This window comes from Peribacillus sp. FW305-BF15 (assembly GCF_058783805.1).
On record NZ_JBYSYV010000027.1, the window covers coordinates 62,955 to 78,742 of the forward strand.

Annotated in this window: 14 protein-coding genes and 2 tRNA genes; 4 read left to right on the forward strand and 12 right to left on the reverse strand. The window is 39.9% G+C overall.

The genetic code is table 11. The features are described 5' to 3' along the window. Window positions 1–295: 295 nt before the first annotated feature. Genes AC3WLU_RS22600 through AC3WLU_RS22610 form a run of 3 tightly spaced genes read left to right on the forward strand, consistent with a single transcriptional unit; the run spans window position 296 to window position 3,782 of the window. Window positions 296–2,053, forward strand: a complete 1,758-nt coding sequence (locus AC3WLU_RS22600; protein ID WP_411739342.1) for an ABC transporter ATP-binding protein — start codon at window positions 296–298, stop codon at window positions 2,051–2,053. A 23-nt stretch (window positions 2,054–2,076) separates the two neighbouring features. Continuing rightward, window positions 2,077–2,751, forward strand: a complete 675-nt coding sequence (locus AC3WLU_RS22605) for a response regulator (RefSeq protein WP_034304920.1) — start codon at window positions 2,077–2,079, stop codon at window positions 2,749–2,751. Next, on the forward strand, window positions 2,748–3,782 hold the full coding sequence (locus AC3WLU_RS22610; RefSeq protein ID WP_492597971.1) for a sensor histidine kinase: 1,035 nt from the start codon (window positions 2,748–2,750) through the stop codon (window positions 3,780–3,782). Before AC3WLU_RS22605 ends, AC3WLU_RS22610 begins: the two co-directional genes overlap by 4 nt. 332 nt (window positions 3,783–4,114) lie before the next feature. On the opposite strand, the gene AC3WLU_RS22615 is transcribed toward AC3WLU_RS22610, so the two are convergent. From AC3WLU_RS22615 to sigW, 9 genes are all read right to left on the reverse strand, one after another. Continuing rightward, window positions 4,115–4,975 (reverse strand): CPBP family intramembrane glutamic endopeptidase, encoded by an 861-nt coding sequence (locus tag AC3WLU_RS22615; protein WP_492597972.1) that lies wholly within the window; start codon window positions 4,973–4,975, stop codon window positions 4,115–4,117. 77 nt (window positions 4,976–5,052) lie between these two features. Continuing rightward, complete coding sequence (locus AC3WLU_RS22620; protein WP_492597973.1) at window positions 5,053–5,601, reverse strand: hypothetical protein; 549 nt, start codon at window positions 5,599–5,601, stop codon at window positions 5,053–5,055. Window positions 5,602–5,959: 358 nt separating this feature from the next. Then, window positions 5,960–6,331 carry an iron chaperone gene (locus tag AC3WLU_RS22625; RefSeq protein WP_054400560.1) on the reverse strand — a complete coding sequence of 124 codons (372 nt, stop codon included), beginning with the start codon at window positions 6,329–6,331 and terminating at the stop codon, window positions 5,960–5,962. Window positions 6,332–6,653: 322 nt separating this feature from the next. Further along, a complete protein-coding gene (glmS, locus tag AC3WLU_RS22630) occupies window positions 6,654–8,456 on the reverse strand; it encodes a glutamine--fructose-6-phosphate transaminase (isomerizing) (protein WP_034304927.1) in 1,803 nt (600 codons plus the stop codon). 465 nt (window positions 8,457–8,921) lie between these two features. Further along, a complete protein-coding gene (glmM, locus tag AC3WLU_RS22635) occupies window positions 8,922–10,271 on the reverse strand; it encodes a phosphoglucosamine mutase (RefSeq protein WP_063574534.1) in 1,350 nt (449 codons plus the stop codon). Between the two features lie 56 nt (window positions 10,272–10,327). Next, entirely contained in the window at window positions 10,328–11,695 is a 1,368-nt protein-coding gene (locus tag AC3WLU_RS22640) for a CdaR family protein (RefSeq protein ID WP_057276359.1), read from the reverse strand. Then, window positions 11,688–12,512, reverse strand: a complete 825-nt coding sequence (cdaA, locus tag AC3WLU_RS22645; RefSeq protein ID WP_034304935.1) for a diadenylate cyclase CdaA — start codon at window positions 12,510–12,512, stop codon at window positions 11,688–11,690. Before cdaA ends, AC3WLU_RS22640 begins: the two co-directional genes overlap by 8 nt. 220 nt (window positions 12,513–12,732) lie before the next feature. After that, window positions 12,733–13,356 carry a zf-HC2 domain-containing protein gene (locus AC3WLU_RS22650; protein WP_492597974.1) on the reverse strand — a complete coding sequence of 208 codons (624 nt, stop codon included), beginning with the start codon at window positions 13,354–13,356 and terminating at the stop codon, window positions 12,733–12,735. 16 nt (window positions 13,357–13,372) lie between these two features. Further along, window positions 13,373–13,936, reverse strand: a complete 564-nt coding sequence (gene sigW / locus AC3WLU_RS22655) for an RNA polymerase sigma factor SigW (RefSeq protein ID WP_048685727.1) — start codon at window positions 13,934–13,936, stop codon at window positions 13,373–13,375. 172 nt (window positions 13,937–14,108) lie between these two features. Here sigW and AC3WLU_RS22660 point away from each other — a divergent pair, with 172 nt between their 5' ends. Further along, a complete protein-coding gene (locus AC3WLU_RS22660; RefSeq protein WP_048685725.1) occupies window positions 14,109–14,294 on the forward strand; it encodes an aspartyl-phosphate phosphatase Spo0E family protein in 186 nt (61 codons plus the stop codon). A gap of 137 nt (window positions 14,295–14,431) precedes the next feature. Here AC3WLU_RS22660 and rocF read toward each other — a convergent pair whose 3' ends face one another. The 3 genes from rocF to AC3WLU_RS22675 form a co-directional block, all read right to left on the reverse strand. Beyond that, a complete protein-coding gene (rocF, locus tag AC3WLU_RS22665; protein ID WP_057276360.1) occupies window positions 14,432–15,334 on the reverse strand; it encodes an arginase in 903 nt (300 codons plus the stop codon). 208 nt (window positions 15,335–15,542) lie between these two features. Next, window positions 15,543–15,618: transfer RNA gene (locus AC3WLU_RS22670), tRNA-Ala, on the reverse strand. 21 nt (window positions 15,619–15,639) lie between these two features. Then, window positions 15,640–15,711 (reverse strand) — tRNA-Gly (locus tag AC3WLU_RS22675). Window positions 15,712–15,788: the final 77 nt, after the last annotated feature.

Below are 15,788 nucleotides of genomic sequence, written 5' to 3' on the forward strand. Positions count from 1 at the left end.
AAGTTTTTAGCTTATATAGGTATTTATTATTTAAAATCAAGATATCACTATATCTTTTTACCTATCAGTCATAAACTTGAGATTCTTACACATATTCCTTACCGTTAACCATCGAATATTTAATTTCCTTGTATCTTCATGAAAAAAAGCAAACACTACTTTAAGTGTCTGCCATATTTTTGCAAATTTATAATTCAGAAAAGGTTCACCAAAATTTTCGTGGAATAACTAAGACTCGTTCATATTCAATTCATAACTTCTTTATATACTTCTTTGTAATGAAAATCGAGAAAGGATGTATTTACATATGTCAGAAGCAAAAAAACAAAAAGGATGGCGCCAGTTCATTCGATTGGTTCAACAAACGAAGCCTTCCAAACTAATGATAGGGATTGCATTAGCATTAAGCCTAGGCACAACGGGTGTAGCTTTATTAGTCCCATTATTCACAAAAAATCTAATCAATGATTTTTCAGTCAGTTCACTAAACGCTGAAAGAATTACACTTCTCGTTGTTGCCATCATTGTTCAAGCATTGGCCAGTGGATTTTCCATCTATTTATTAAATCGGATCGGTCAATCCGTAGTGGCAGGTATCCGCGATCAACTATGGAAAAAATTACTCGTATTACCCGTGAGTTATTTTGATGATCATCCATCGGGGGAAACAGTCAGCCGAATGACAAATGATACAACTGTAGTGAAGGGATTAATCTCTGAACATCTCTCTAATTTCGTTACAGGAATCATTTCCATCGTAGGTTCCATGATCGTGTTATTCGTACTGGATTGGAAAATGACATTATTGATGTTCACTGCAATTCCGCTCTCTGTTTTGATATTAATGCCGTTAGGGAAAAAAATGCACAAAATATCAAAAGGGATGCAGGACGAGACAGCAAGCTTCACCGCAGTCCTTCAGCAGGTTCTAACGGAAATACGTCTTGTTAAAGCATCAAATGCAGAAGCTTTGGAATATCAAAATGGCCAAAAAGGAATCCAGAAATTATTTCAATTCGGATTGAAAGAGGCAAAAATCCAAGCGTTGATTGCGCCGCTAATGAGTTTTGTCATGATGGCATTACTCGTTCTGATTTTAGGTTATGGGGGAATGCGTGTTTCTTCAGGAGCACTGACTGCTGGGGCTTTAGTTGCTTTCATCATGTATCTTTTCCAAATAATCATGCCAATGGCTCAATTGGCCAGTTTCTTTACACAATTCCAAAAAGCAACGGGTGCAACAGAGCGCATCATTTCCATTCTGGATTCTGTGGAGGAAGAAGATGCGAAGCAGCACGTTCAAAATATGAGTCAATCCATCAGCGTGGATCACCTGAACTATAGTTACAATAATGGAGAACAGGTACTTAAAGATATAAGCTTTAACGTTGAGGCCGGTAAGGTCACTGCAATAGTCGGCCCAAGCGGCAGCGGAAAAACGACCCTTTTTTCATTATTCGAGCGTTTCTACAAACCACAGGAAGGATCCATATCCATAGGCGGGACATCCATAAATGATTTCACACTGCTTTCATGGAGAAGCCAGATTGGATATGTTTCACAGGAAAGCCCGATTGTATCCGGTACAATTCGAGATAATATTTGTTATGGCATCAATCGGGATATAACAGATGATGAATTAAATCAAGTGGCTAAAATGGCGTATGCAGATCAATTCATTTCTGAGCTTCCGAACGGATATGATACAGAGGTCGGTGAAAGGGGCATGAAATTATCAGGCGGTCAAAGACAAAGAATTGCAATCGCCCGTGCATTTTTAAGAAACCCGAAAATATTAATGCTGGATGAGGCTACCTCCAGCCTGGACAGCAAATCAGAAAAAGTGGTTCAACAGGCATTAAATCACTTAATGAAAGGAAGAACAACAATAGTCATCGCCCACCGCCTATCGACCGTTATCGGTTCGGATCAAATCATCTTCCTTGAAAAAGGGAAAATAACAGGCAGCGGAACACATAAAGAGCTATATAATACGCACTCATTATATCGCGAATTTGCTGAACAGCAGTTGCACAAGCTTGAACTGGCCTAATTCGCCGAAAGGAAAGAAGATGGATGACAAAAATATTGATAGTCGATGATGATGCACATATTCGCGAACTTATAAACCTGTTGTTAAGAAAAGAAGGCTTTGATCTATATGAAGCGTCAGATGGAATGCAAGCATTGAAAGTAATGGAAAAAGTGAAAATCGATTTGGCAGTCATCGATATTATGATGCCTAACATGGATGGATGGCAATTATGCAAAGAGTTACGGGAATTTAGTGATATCCCCATTTTAATGCTGACTGCAAAAGGGGAAACAACACAAAAAGTAAAAGGATTCGGGCTTGGGGCAGATGATTATCTTGTAAAGCCATTTGAACCGATCGAATTGGTTCTTAGAATAAAGGCATTATTAAAACGGTATAAAATCACTATTTCACAAACATTAAATATCGGCGAATTAAAGATGAATCGTAACACGCATGAAATGTCATTCAAAGAACAGGAATATACGATTCCATTAAAAGAATTCGAATTGCTGTTTAAATTAGCAAGCTATCCCGGAAAAACTTTTTCCAGGGAAGATCTTATCGAAGACATTTGGGGCTATGATTATGAAGGGGATGAACGAACTGTCGATGTTCATATAAAAAGAGTGAGGGAACGGTTTCCTGAATCGGAATTCCCCTTCCGGATTAAAACGATTTGGGGATTGGGCTACCGTTTGGAGATAACGAGATGAGAGGCAATCGATTTTACAAACAAATGCTTGGCATGCTGTTTTTTGTAACGTTTATTTCAATTTCCTTTTCCGCCGGGTACTATATCATTGAGCTTTTGCCCTTAAGGTTAACCAATTATGTTCGGTATCTGGCTACAATCGTGACAAGCATCGCAATCATGATATTAATTGGTCGCCTTATCCATGCTATCCATCATAATAAACGGGTAAATATATACCTCGAAATCATAGATGCCTTAAGGAAAATAGCAAATGGCGATTATAATGTACAACTGGATTTTAATATGGACAAGAGAAACGAAATGACCGATATCATTAACCATTTCAATCACATGGCCAAACAATTGAAGCAAATGGAAGAAATGCGGCAGGAGTTCATCTCTAACGTCTCACATGAAATACAGTCGCCCCTTACCTCCATTGTAGGATTTGCCCAAGCACTTCAATTTAATAAGCTGACAATCGAAGAACGAAATCATTATCTTCATATAATAGAGACAGAGAGCAGGAGATTATCCAAATTAAGTGATAACCTTCTAAAGCTTACATCCCTTGAATCCGAGCATCATCCTTTTGAAAGGACAGATTTCCGGCTGGATCAGCAAATACGGACCATTATTTTGGCTTGTGAACCCGCTTGGTTGGAAAAAGAACTCGAATTGGACATAGCCTTGGAAAAGATTCCAATAGTGGCAGACCAGGATTTGATGAGCCAAGTATGGACAAATTTAATACACAATAGCATCAAATTCACCCGCCATCGCGGAAAGATCACGATTCGATTACAACAGATTGATAGCCTGGCATCCATAACGATATCCGACAATGGAATCGGCATTTCCGAAACCGACCAGTTCCATATATTCGAGCGATTCTATAAAGCCGACCTGGCAAGGGAACGCTCAAAAAGCGGCAGCGGTTTAGGACTATCCATCGTGAAAAAGATTATAGAGATGCATGAAGGGAACATATCCGTGAAAAGCGAACTCGAAAAGGGAACGACCTTCACCATTCTGCTTCCTATTTCGTGAGGGTTTTGTGATTGTTAAAAACCTTTTTAAATCATTCATGCTGCTGCTATTTTTAAAAACACTGCCCGTTCGTTGATGATTATATTATAATATCGACACTTCTACTAAAAGCAGGCGATTGTTTGATATTTTGCGGAAACTTCCTTAAAAGATTGAAATAGGAATTGGATAATTTTAATGATGCTAGTATTACTTATATTATAAACGTTGGGTACAAAAAATGAATTTGATACCCAACGTTTAACAAGCCGGAAAAATTGTTGGTGGCAATAAATATGGACACTCCTCATAAATGAAATCGTTATAATACCTGTATTATCTTTGATTAAACTTTATTTTATTGCTAGGAAAAGAACATACATCAAAAACAACAAAATAATATATCCATCAAAGAATATAACTTTTTCACTTTGAAATTGATTATTTTTTCTTACCTTTATAAATAAAAAAGTTAATATAGATAGAAAGAATATTAAACCTGTTATAGTAGTAATTGGCGACACCATTATCTGAAAATAAGTTTCTGTAACCTTTTCTGGGAAATGCATGATGGTCCTCATTATTTCATTCACCAAAAAGTGAAAAAAGATAGCCGGAACGATGCTCCCAGTATAGATGGTTAATAGTGCAAGAGAAATACCCATTACAAATGCAAAAATAAAATTTCCTACCGTCATATGATAAATGCTAAAAATAAAAGCACTTAAAATTATGGCCGATTTTATGTTCATTCTCTGATATTGTTTTAATAATATACCCCTAAAAAGAATTTCTTCACTAATCGCCACTGAAAAGCCAATCATCATAATACTGTAAAAACTTATGTTTTTACTACTTTCCATAAGTGTACAAACAATTTTTTCAGCAGTAAGCCATTCGCCCGTTAGTAGATAATGTTGGGTCCTACCAAAAAACACAGTCAGCATGTGAGCTATACTACCCATTAACATACCAAAAAGAATATATTTTATATGTACCTTATTAAGCCTAATGCTCGATAAGGTTATTTTTTTCTTTTTTAAGAAAAGAAAAAGAATATAGATAATAACCAGTTTACTTATAAAGAAAAATAATTGTTTGTTTATTTGCAAAAAAAGTTCTTGTAATGTAAGTTGGGCAAAAGGAAAAATAATCATAATTAGTATTGTTATATATAATATAAAGCGATGTGTTTGCTTAATATCAATATCCATTCTTACCCCTTTGCTATACAATAATTTCAAAGAAGTCATTTTTTAGAATAAGAGTTTGTATTTGCACTTTTTTCAACTTATTTTATTGCCACTTTTTTATATTTAATGTAAGTTGCATTTCTTTGCTCTGTTTTTATCAAATTACCAGTTGGACTATATGTTTTTAGAGTGCCAGTCAATTTCCATGTTTCTTTGTATTGGTTCCATTTTTTCGTTGCCGAATATACCTTTTCTCCGCCACCAGAAATAACTAATTTACCAGCTATCTCTACCTTGAAGGTAAGGTTAAGACTCCAGTTTGTAGTATCAGTCACTTTTTTGTGAAAGACACTTGATTGTCGTTTATCTGTGGCTGTTTTCCAAGTATACCGATTACAAGTAGCACAGACTGGAGATATACCAATTCTATTATTCGTGATTTCTCCTGTTTTTTCATCTACAAGTATAGGTATTTCTTGATCTAAAAGTACATCAGAGCCTGATAGAGTTGTATATTCTGTCAGAAACTCACCTGATTGGCTTTCCTCTTTTAATTCAGTTGGAGAACTTGCAAAGGTTGATATTGGACTAAATCCAAACCAAAATGCAGGAATTATTAATATAAAAAGGTATAATAACTTCTTCATTTCTTCACCCCACCTAATATTTTTTCCTTGGATACCCCTTATGAATTTTTGATTTAATATCTTAAGTAGTTTGGTTGTAATATTTGTTCTCTCGATTTTATCAAAAAACAAAAGCACAAGTAGTTCCAAATTTGGAAATCCCTGTGCTTTTTTTGAACTTAAACTATTTATGGAGTCGCAACCGTAAAGGTAAGGTCATTAAGGATGGAGAATCTGCCTTTTTGCCTATGGAGCTAGATCAGGCGGCATATCTGGAGAGCTTATATCCTCAGAACCACATCGTTTCACTTCTAATATTGAACAGAACCCCGAATAATGGACACTTTAATAGAGATTCAGCCCACCCTCCGATTTTTACTTATTTCCGCCAAAAAGTTGAACAGTCTGCTTTATCAAAAATATTATACTCAATCATTTTCTCAAGTAATGAGTAATCAACCGGACTGTCCCACTTGATACGTACCAACTGCTTGGTGTGATCATAGCCAGCCTGCACGATTTCATCAGAGAAGTGATCGATCCCTGCCTTTTCAGGAGCAACAGCCAAATGATGTTTGGCTACACTAAAGCCAATAATATATGTGTCATGATCGGTAAACATAGGCTGATTCCACGCAATCTTCGGCATTAGATTTGGAAATTTCTTAGTTACCCAAGCCAGGACTTCTTCCGTTCGTTCCCTATGTTGCGGGTTATCAATATTCGCTAAAAATTCTGCAAAGACTTCCATGCTATTCTCTCCTAAATAAAAAAAATTTTATGAAGACTTCATTTTCAACATCACCTAAATTTAATGCCAATATGGGTTTCTTTCAACAATGCATCATAGGAAGATCATTAACATTGCTCTAATGGATGCCATGACTACCTACTGATGGATTTGATAGATTATATTACACTGCACACCGATTCATATTACCTCGGTCTTCTAATCAACTTGTCAACTTGAGAGGTTCTCGTTGTTTTAAACATAAAAATACCCCTTTGGCTAATCATAGCCAAAGGGGTAAAGCTTCGCAACCTTTTATAATCTACATTGCATTCATTCCAACTTACTCAACCGTTACACTTTTCGCGAGATTACGCGGTTTATCCACGTCACATTCGCGGTGCAAGGCTGCGTAGTAGGCAATGAGCTGCAGCGGGATAACAGAGATAAGGGGTGTTAATAGTTCATTCACTTCCGGGATGACGAAACGGTCATCCTCTTCTTCCAGACCCTTCATGGAAATGATGCAAGGGTTGGCGCCACGGGCAACCACTTCCTTCACATTACCACGGATGCTTAAGTTGACGCCTGCTTGAGTAGCAAGGGCTATGACAGGTGTACCTTCTTCAATCAAGGCAATCGTTCCATGTTTAAGCTCTCCGCCAGCAAAGCCTTCCGCCTGGATGTAAGAGATCTCCTTCAGCTTAAGTGCCCCTTCAAGTACAACATAGTAGTCAAGGGAACGGCCGATGAAGAAGCAGTTTCTCGTAACGGACAAATATTCACGGGCGATGTCTTCCATCTCTTCTTTCGAATCACATAGTGCTTCCATAGCCGTCGCAACGATTCCAAGCTCTTTTACAAGGTCGAAACCGTACTCCATGTTACGGAATTGGCCAGTTACATTCGCCAAAATGGATAAGACTGCCACTTGGGCTGTGTAGGCCTTTGTAGAGGCTACGGCAATTTCAGGACCAGCATGCAGCAAGAGCGTATAATCCGCTTCACGTGACAATGTAGAGCCAGGTACGTTCGTGATGGTCAGGGCTTTATGACCAAGCGCTTTGATGGACACTAACACGGCACGGCTATCTGCAGTTTCACCACTTTGTGAAATGAAGATGAATAGCGGTTTTTTCGATAATAACGGCATATTGTAAGTGAATTCCGATGCCACATGGACCTCAACAGGAATTTCAGTCATTTTTTCGATGAATTGCTTACCAATCAACCCTGCATGATAGCTGGTTCCGCAAGCGATGATATAAATACGGTCAGCCTCACTTACGGCTTCAGTAATGTTATAGTCGATTGCAAGTTTACCTTCTTCATTTTGGTATGCTTGAATGATTTTACGTATTACGGCTGGCTGCTCGTCGACTTCCTTGAGCATATAGTGAGGATACGTACCTTTTTCAATATCACTTGCATCCAGTTCAGCCGTGTAAGGAGCACGCATGACTTCTTCGTTGGAAAGGTTCTTGATCGTTACCTTTTCATTTGTCACGATAACCATTTCCTTATCCATCAGTTCAAGGAATTGATCTGTGACTTGCAGCATCGCCATTGCATCCGAAGCGACAACGTTAAAGTCTTTTCCGACACCGATCAGCAGCGGGCTTTTATTTTTGGCGACTAAGATGGTTTCATCATTTTCAGCATCCAATAGGGCAATGGCATATGAACCCTCTAATAGAGTGAGTGTTTGACGGAACGCCTCTTCCACTTCCATACCCTCGTTCACGAACTTCTCTATGAGTTGAACGATGACTTCCGTATCCGTTTCACTTTTAAAGGCAACATCCTTCAAATATTCACGTTTTAGAATCGCATAGTTTTCAATGACACCATTATGAACTAAAGTCAATCGACCTGAATTACTTTGGTGAGGATGGGCATTTTCACGGCTTGGCACACCATGTGTAGCCCAGCGCGTATGTCCAATTCCGGTATGCGCCATAGTATTTTCATCCACGGCTGCTCGTAAGTCCGCTATTCTTCCCTTTTCCTTAAAGATTGTCACTCCTGCTTCATTTCTCACAGCAATCCCTGAAGAGTCATAACCGCGGTATTCAAGTTTTTCAAGACCTTTTAATAAAATTTCCTTTGCATCGTTAAGTCCAATATATCCAACAATTCCACACATAATTTCTGTTCCTCCAACCGATTCGAGGGAACAGGAATGCACGGGGGCATCCCTGCCCCCTCATCTCTGATATATATTTTTATAAAGGAAATGCCCTAAAGCACTTTTTCCCATTGTGCATTTCCGACCCTTTGTGCAGTAAGTTGCCCTACTGTTTTAAGATTGGAATTATTGCGGCTGTGCACTTCAGCCGGGAGGTATCCGCCGATCATTCGATAAACCTCCTCCTCGTCAACTAAGTCATTTCTCGTCCAGACTTAGTTCAGGCGCTTTTGTGAATCCATTCTCTCCTTGCCTACCCTCCTTTTTAAAACAACCATTTTTAGAAAGTGAGTTGTAAATCAGGATAATCATACCTTAAACAAGGGACATAGGTCAATTCTTAATTACCTTTACCAACAAAAAAGACTTCTTTATAAAAATATGCATAAAAGGAAATTTCGTTCCTTTTATGCATAGGATTAGTTATTCGTTCATTCCCATTTCCGCTCTTACAACTGCGACGATGCGCTCTACATAATTAGTGCATTCCTCAGCTGTCGGTGCTTCAGCCATAACACGGACTAGAGGTTCAGTACCGGATGGTCTCACCAAAATGCGGCCGTTTCCGTTCATTTCCCCTTCGACTGCCTTGATGACTTCCTGTACCTTTTCATTATCTGTTACTGCGTGCTTATCGGTTACTCTGACATTGACCAGCGTTTGTGGATATTTCTTCATCTCGCCAGCGAGCTCGGATAAGGTTTTTTGGGTGTCGCTCATGATGTTCACAAGCTGCAAGCCCGTCAATAAGCCATCTCCTGTCGTGTTATAGTCCAGGAAGATGATATGTCCGGATTGCTCTCCGCCAAGGTTATAGCCGCCTTTACGCATCTCCTCGACCACATAGCGATCCCCCACTGCCGTCTGGGCGCTTTGTATACCATGCTCTTCAAGACCTTTATAAAAACCAAGGTTGCTCATGATCGTAGAAACCACTGTTCCCTGTTTCAAACGGTTATTATCTTTCAAGTATTTCGCACAGATATACATGATTTGGTCGCCGTCCACTATATTTCCTTTTTCATCTATTGCAATGACGCGGTCTCCGTCGCCATCAAATGCAAGCCCAACATCCGCACCTTTTTCTTTTAAGAATTCAGCAAGTGCCTCAGGGTGGGTGGAACCTACCTTATCATTAATGTTCAAGCCATTGGGCGATGCCCCCATTGTAGAGATGTCTGCATCAAGATCTGCAAACAAATGCATGGCCAAGGCAGATGTAGCCCCATGTGCACAATCAAGAGCAACATGAATGCCTGTAAAATCTTCATCCACTGATTGTTTCAAATACTGGAGATACTTTTGCCCTCCTTCGAAATAATCATTCAAATGGCCTAAATCTCCGCCAACCGGGCGTGGAAGCTCATCCTTTTCCTTATCTAATAGTGCTTCAATTTCCGCTTCTTGATCATCGGATAACTTAAATCCATCCGGTCCAAAGAATTTAATGCCATTATCCGCTACCGGATTATGCGAAGCGGAGATCATGACACCTGCTTCAGCACTTAAGGCCTTTGTTAAATAGGCTACTCCCGGTGTCGAAATGACACCCAGGCGCATCACTTCAGCCCCAATGGATAAAAGACCTGCAACAAGCGCACCTTCCAGCATTTCACCTGAAATACGAGTATCGCGCCCTATAAGCACTTTGGGTTTTTCTGTATTTCTAGTAAGAACGTAGCCACCAAAACGGCCTAGTTTAAATGCCAACTCCGGTGTTAACTCGCTATTCGCTATACCCCTTACTCCGTCTGTTCCAAAATATTTACCCATCTTTATCGCTCCTTCTTCGAATCGTTACTGAATTTAATGATGATGTTAAAGGAAGGTCATGTCTCTTCGTCTTTTTGTGTGATGGTGACCGAAACCGTTTTAGAATCCAGCTCCCATTCCACTCCCTCAGGCACTGTTACCGCCAGATCCACATCATGCGTACCTTCATCTAAATTACTCACATCTACTGTAAGATTAATGTCGTCTTTAGTTATTTTCTTCAAATCATCCGCCTCACCAAGCAAAGTGATGCTTGTTACATCGGATTCCAATTCGGCATCTTGGTCATCCCGTATGCCCACAGGAACTATTTGTATATTGCTGAAAGTTTTGGACTCAATGGCAGCCGGTTCATCTTCTTCTTCTGGTTCTGGTTTTTCTTCAACTACTTGTTCTTCTTGTTTTTGTTCGGTTTCTGGTTCTTCCTCTTCCACGACTGGCTCTGCATTCTCTTCATCTACATCAACTTTTTCTGTACGAATCTTGACCTGCGCCTTACCCAAGGACATTTTTTGTACACTATCCGGTTTATTAAGATCGAGTTCCAGTTCTGTATCACCATCAATTTTCGAGATGTTTACAGGAAGATTTATTTCATCTATTTTCTCCAGGCTCGTTTCCGAACCAAATAAGGTGACCTCTTTTGGATCGACACTTATACTCGTGATCCTGATTCCATCCTTTGCCTTGCCGGTTTGCTTCGGTGCTATCGACACCGTCTTGGAAGGAATGCTCACTTTTAAGGAAACGGCAACAGAAGATGGCTCGATCGTCACATCCAGCTTATTCAAATCCCTGTCCAAGGCTTTAACGGTTGCCTTGCTGTTCACCGTTTCGTTAAGTCCCTTACTTATTTCAAGGTTTGCCTTTACATAGGAAATTTGTTCAATTGCATCTTTAGCACCCGTTATTTTAACAGTTTTCGGGCTGACTGTTGGCTGACCAGCTGTATACCCCTCTTCAAGTAAAGAGCTGTTATACTCGGCCTCAACGGAGAATTCCTTCGTCACCCGTTCCTGAACGTTGACTTCCGCATATTCCGGATCGATCGTCGCCACTAACTTTTCATTCAAATCACTTATTTTAAATGTGACAGTTCTGTCCCCCATTGAGATTGCAGGATCAGAAAGGTCAACATACACTTTAAAATCCCTTTGGTTTTTCGCATTAATCAATAGGCTTTTTGCTCCCTTTAGAGTAACATCAACTGTTTCAGGCACCCCGCTCACCACTAGATTCTCACGGTCATAGTACACTTCAACCGGTACATTTTCGATGGTCTCCGTACTGATTTCAGGGGCAGTCGATAAACCAAGGGATTTTTTATCCGACTCCATCTCAAAGTTAATGGAAATGAACAAAAGTGCTGCCAAGGCAAAAGCTACGATTCTCATAAACCAAGCGCTATTGGTGAATTTATCCATTCTTTTTCCCCCTCCAGTTAAAGATGCTTGAGGAAGTTGATTTGATATTTTCCACTACCAGTTCACTTGTAAGCATGGCCCTAAATGATTCTTGATTCAAATCCCGGTAAAGTTCCCCGTTTTTAGTGACGGATATTCCTCCCGTTTCTTCTGATACGACAATCGTCAGACTATCCGTAACTTCACTCATGCCTATGGCTGCCCTATGCCGTGTGCCAAGTTCCTTTGATATGAATGGACTCTCCGATAATGGCAAATAGCAAGCGGCAGCTGCCACCTGGTTATTTTGTAAAATAACTGCACCATCATGGAGCGGCGTATTAGGGATGAAGATATTAATGAGCAGTTCTGAAGAAATATAGGATTTCAGGGGTATCCCCGTTTCAACATAATCTCCCAGCTCCGTACCTTTTTCTATCGTAATCAAGGCACCAATCCGCCTTTTTGCCATATAGGTGGACGCCTTTAGGATTTCCTCGACTAAACGCTCTTGCTGATTCTCTTCTGGAACGGTGCCCCTTGCAAAGAGCTTCCCGCGTCCTAATTGTTCAAGTGCCCTTCTCAGTTCAGGTTGAAAAATGACGAGAATTGCCAATACTCCCCAATTCATGACTTGTGCCATTAACCATCCGAGTGTATTGAAACCAAACAGGTTGCTTAAGCTTTTTACAATGACAATTACAAAAATTCCTTTTAGCAGCTGAATAGCCTTCGTGCCTCGAATAATAGTTAACAATTTATATATCACAAACCATACAAGGAGAATATCAATGAAATTTACTACATAGTCCCAAACAGTCAAATTGGTTAAAGACATGTTGTTTCCTCCAGTCAGTATTACTCCAAATACCAATTACAATCTTTATTTACAATAACCTTAATAGTATACCATTTTTTAAATGATTCATCTAAAAACTAGTGTGAGAAATTTACACAGGAAAAAAGAACCATTAAAAATGGTTCCGCTTCCTTTAAAAAATAAAGCTGGGCGAAGTCATCGCAAATCAAAAACGATGCCCCTGCCCAGCTTCTATTCCTTATTCCTTTTTCTCCTCTTTGGCAGGAACCAACGAGGTTGCAGTGTCCTTCACTTTATACCACATCCACTCAAAAGCTTGGTCAATAACATAGATGCTTCCGGTCACATTACCTGCTTTAGACATATACTTATGCCCATTTATGACTGTCACATCTCCCTCTACTTCACCATCTATTTGAATATTACCATTTTGAACTACCACATTTCCCTTGATTGTCTCACCCTCAGGCACAATAACCGTTTCACCTTCGACCACTAAGTTAGGCTGCTTTGAAACTGAAAAATGTTCGTCCTGATTATAATTGGAAAAAACAGATCCTGTCATCAATATGATGAACATCGCTGCCGCTGTCATGAAAGGATGGCTTTTGAACCAACGTTTGGCACCTGTTGTTTTCGTTTCCTTTGGCAATTGAGCCATAACCTTCGCTGTAAAATCATCCGGGGCCTTTATATGGGAAGTGCTTTGTACAAGAGCGACCGCCTTTTTCATTTCATGAAAGTAATCCCGGCATTCAGCACAGTCATGCAAGTGCTCCCGTAAAACTTCTTTATGCTCCGGTTTGATGTCCTCATCTAAATAATCATGCATATATTCAATGATTTCCTCATGGCAGTTCATTTTTCTCACCTTCTTTTTATAAATGGCGTAGTTGTTTACGCAAGGCTTCGCGACCGCGATGTATCCTCGTCTTAACCGTACCGACCGGCAAATCGAGTATCTCACTGATTTCCTTTAGAGATAACTCTTCAATATACTTCAATACGATTACCGATCGGTATTTCTCGGGCAATTTCATTATTTCCACTTGAATGGTTTCCTGCAGTTCTAATGATTCAACCTCTTCCTCGGGTTTCGCCATATCCGATGCAATTTGGGAATACATATTCAATCCCTCTGTTCCTGCCACCTCTGCATCCAGATAGTAGTCCGGTTTTTTCTTGCGAAGCCGGTCAATACAAAGATTGGTCGCAATCCGATATAACCATGTAGAAAATTTCATTGTTATATTGAAACTTCGAATGTTCACGTAGGCCCTTACAAAGGCCTCTTGAGCCAAATCTTCTGCTTCTTGCCTGTTTCCGAGCATCCTGAAACATATTTGGAAAACTTTGTCCTTGTAAATTTCGACAATTTCACCAAAGGCATTATGGTCTCCTTTTAATACTTGATTAATTCTCTCTTTAATGAGTGCATCCATTTTCCGGTATTACCCCCGCTCATGCGGCTATACGATTACTACGAATCGTAAGCTGAAAGGTTTCAAAAATTTAATACATTAATTTTAACAAAGTTTTACATTTTATGTTTAAGAAAAAAAAAACAGGGCTATATAGTAAGAAATTGTAAAATCCAAAGGAGTGATTCTCTATATGAGTACTGAACAAATTTTAGACCATATTGAACAATGCAGACAGAAAATGATGTTTTTGGCTTCCCGTTCTTCCATGGTGGATAATGAAGTTATTGAAGTTAGCAGCAAACTGGATTCTTTAATCATTCAATACATCCATTTGACTAAAAATGAAGATCTCATGGACAGACGTGCTCTCAAGTGAATATGGATAGAAAATTGCAACCATTTATCTATAGATATGTTTCTGTTACATACACCCTGGTAAATAAACCTACGTCTTCTAGCATATAAAAAACAGTAACCCATTACAAGCCGGTTACTGTTTCTTTTAATTATTAGTTATAATAATTTTTCTCCAAATAGCGAACCCATTAAGGCCACGGCAACGATTGCCGTTTTATTTCGCTCATCTAAAATGGGATTCACTTCAACGAATTCAGCGGATGTAATCAAGTTGGATTCCGCAAGCATTTCCATGGCCAAATGACTTTCCCGATAACTTATACCACCAATCACCGGGGTCCCGACTCCGGGTGCATCTGCTGGGTCCACTCCATCCAAATCCAGTGAAAGGTGGACGCCATCCGTTCTTTCCCTTAAATAATCAATGCATTCTTCCATGACCCGTGTCATTCCCAACCGGTCGATCTCATGCATCGTGAATACTTTAATCCCTTTCTCACGGATAAGTTCCTTTTCCCCTTCATCCAATGACCTCGCTCCAATGATTACGATGTTTTCCGGTTTCACTTTTGGAGCAAAACCATGTATATTGATCAGGTCCGGATGGCCAATCCCAATACTGACAGCCAAGGGCATCCCGTGTATATTTCCTGATGGTGAAGTATCTTCCGTATTTAAATCGCCATGTGCATCGTACCAAATCACACCTAGATTCTCATAGTGCTTTGCGACTCCTGCCAGTGTGCCTATCGCTATTGAATGGTCTCCTCCCAATACAAGCGGAAAGGAACCTTCTTCTATTATTTCATCAACTCTTGTAGCTAACTGGGTATTACCTTTTGCTACAAGCTGTAAGTTTTTTAAATTTGTCCCGGGCTCATCTGCATTTTCAGGACGCCCTACAATTATATCCCCTAAATCCTCTACTTCTATATTCAACTTTTCAAGACGCTCGACAATCTCTGCGCAGCGGATGGCACTAGGTCCCATATCCACCCCTCGCCTTGCTTGACCAAGGTCCATGGGCAATCCGATGACGGAAATTTTCTGAATAGACATACAATTCCCCCTTTCCACCATTTTATATCGTATATGCCAATTGGTTCAACTCGACATTTCCATGTATAAAGATGCACGTTTTCCGATAACATATGTTTTTTGTGAAAAAATATCTTTCTGGGGATTAGTTTACCCAACTATGCCTTAAACAAAAAAAAGTCTTAAACCATTTTTGGCTTAAGACGTAAGTTTTGGTGTATGTAGTTGATGGTGGAGCCTAGCGGGATCGAACCGCTGACCTCCTGCGTGCAAGGCAGGCGCTCTCCCAGCTGAGCTAAGGCCCCTAAGGAATTTAAAATATATTAAGCGGAAGACGGGATTCGAACCCGCGACCCCAACCTTGGCAAGGTTGTATTCTACCACTGAACTACTTCCGCAAATGGCTGGGCTAGAAGGGATCGAACCTTCGCATGACGGAATCAAAATCCGTTGCCTTACCGCTTGGCTATAGCCC

Coding starts and splice junctions, on each gene's coding strand:
- AC3WLU_RS22600 (WP_411739342.1), top strand. CDS start 296: ATGTATTTACATATGTCAGAAGCAAAAAAACAAAAAGGATGGCGCCAG.
- AC3WLU_RS22605 (WP_034304920.1), top strand. CDS start 2,077: ATGACAAAAATATTGATAGTCGATGATGATGCACATATTCGCGAACTT.
- AC3WLU_RS22610 (WP_492597971.1), top strand. CDS start 2,748: ATGAGAGGCAATCGATTTTACAAACAAATGCTTGGCATGCTGTTTTTT.
- AC3WLU_RS22615 (WP_492597972.1), bottom strand. CDS start 4,975: ATGGATATTGATATTAAGCAAACACATCGCTTTATATTATATATAACA.
- AC3WLU_RS22620 (WP_492597973.1), bottom strand. CDS start 5,601: ATGAAGAAGTTATTATACCTTTTTATATTAATAATTCCTGCATTTTGG.
- AC3WLU_RS22625 (WP_054400560.1), bottom strand. CDS start 6,331: ATGGAAGTCTTTGCAGAATTTTTAGCGAATATTGATAACCCGCAACAT.
- glmS (WP_034304927.1), bottom strand. CDS start 8,456: ATGTGTGGAATTGTTGGATATATTGGACTTAACGATGCAAAGGAAATT.
- glmM (WP_063574534.1), bottom strand. CDS start 10,271: ATGGGTAAATATTTTGGAACAGACGGAGTAAGGGGTATAGCGAATAGC.
- AC3WLU_RS22640 (WP_057276359.1), bottom strand. CDS start 11,695: ATGGATAAATTCACCAATAGCGCTTGGTTTATGAGAATCGTAGCTTTT.
- cdaA (WP_034304935.1), bottom strand. CDS start 12,512: ATGTCTTTAACCAATTTGACTGTTTGGGACTATGTAGTAAATTTCATT.
- AC3WLU_RS22650 (WP_492597974.1), bottom strand. CDS start 13,356: ATGAACTGCCATGAGGAAATCATTGAATATATGCATGATTATTTAGAT.
- sigW (WP_048685727.1), bottom strand. CDS start 13,936: ATGGATGCACTCATTAAAGAGAGAATTAATCAAGTATTAAAAGGAGAC.
- AC3WLU_RS22660 (WP_048685725.1), top strand. CDS start 14,109: ATGAGTACTGAACAAATTTTAGACCATATTGAACAATGCAGACAGAAA.
- rocF (WP_057276360.1), bottom strand. CDS start 15,334: ATGTCTATTCAGAAAATTTCCGTCATCGGATTGCCCATGGACCTTGGT.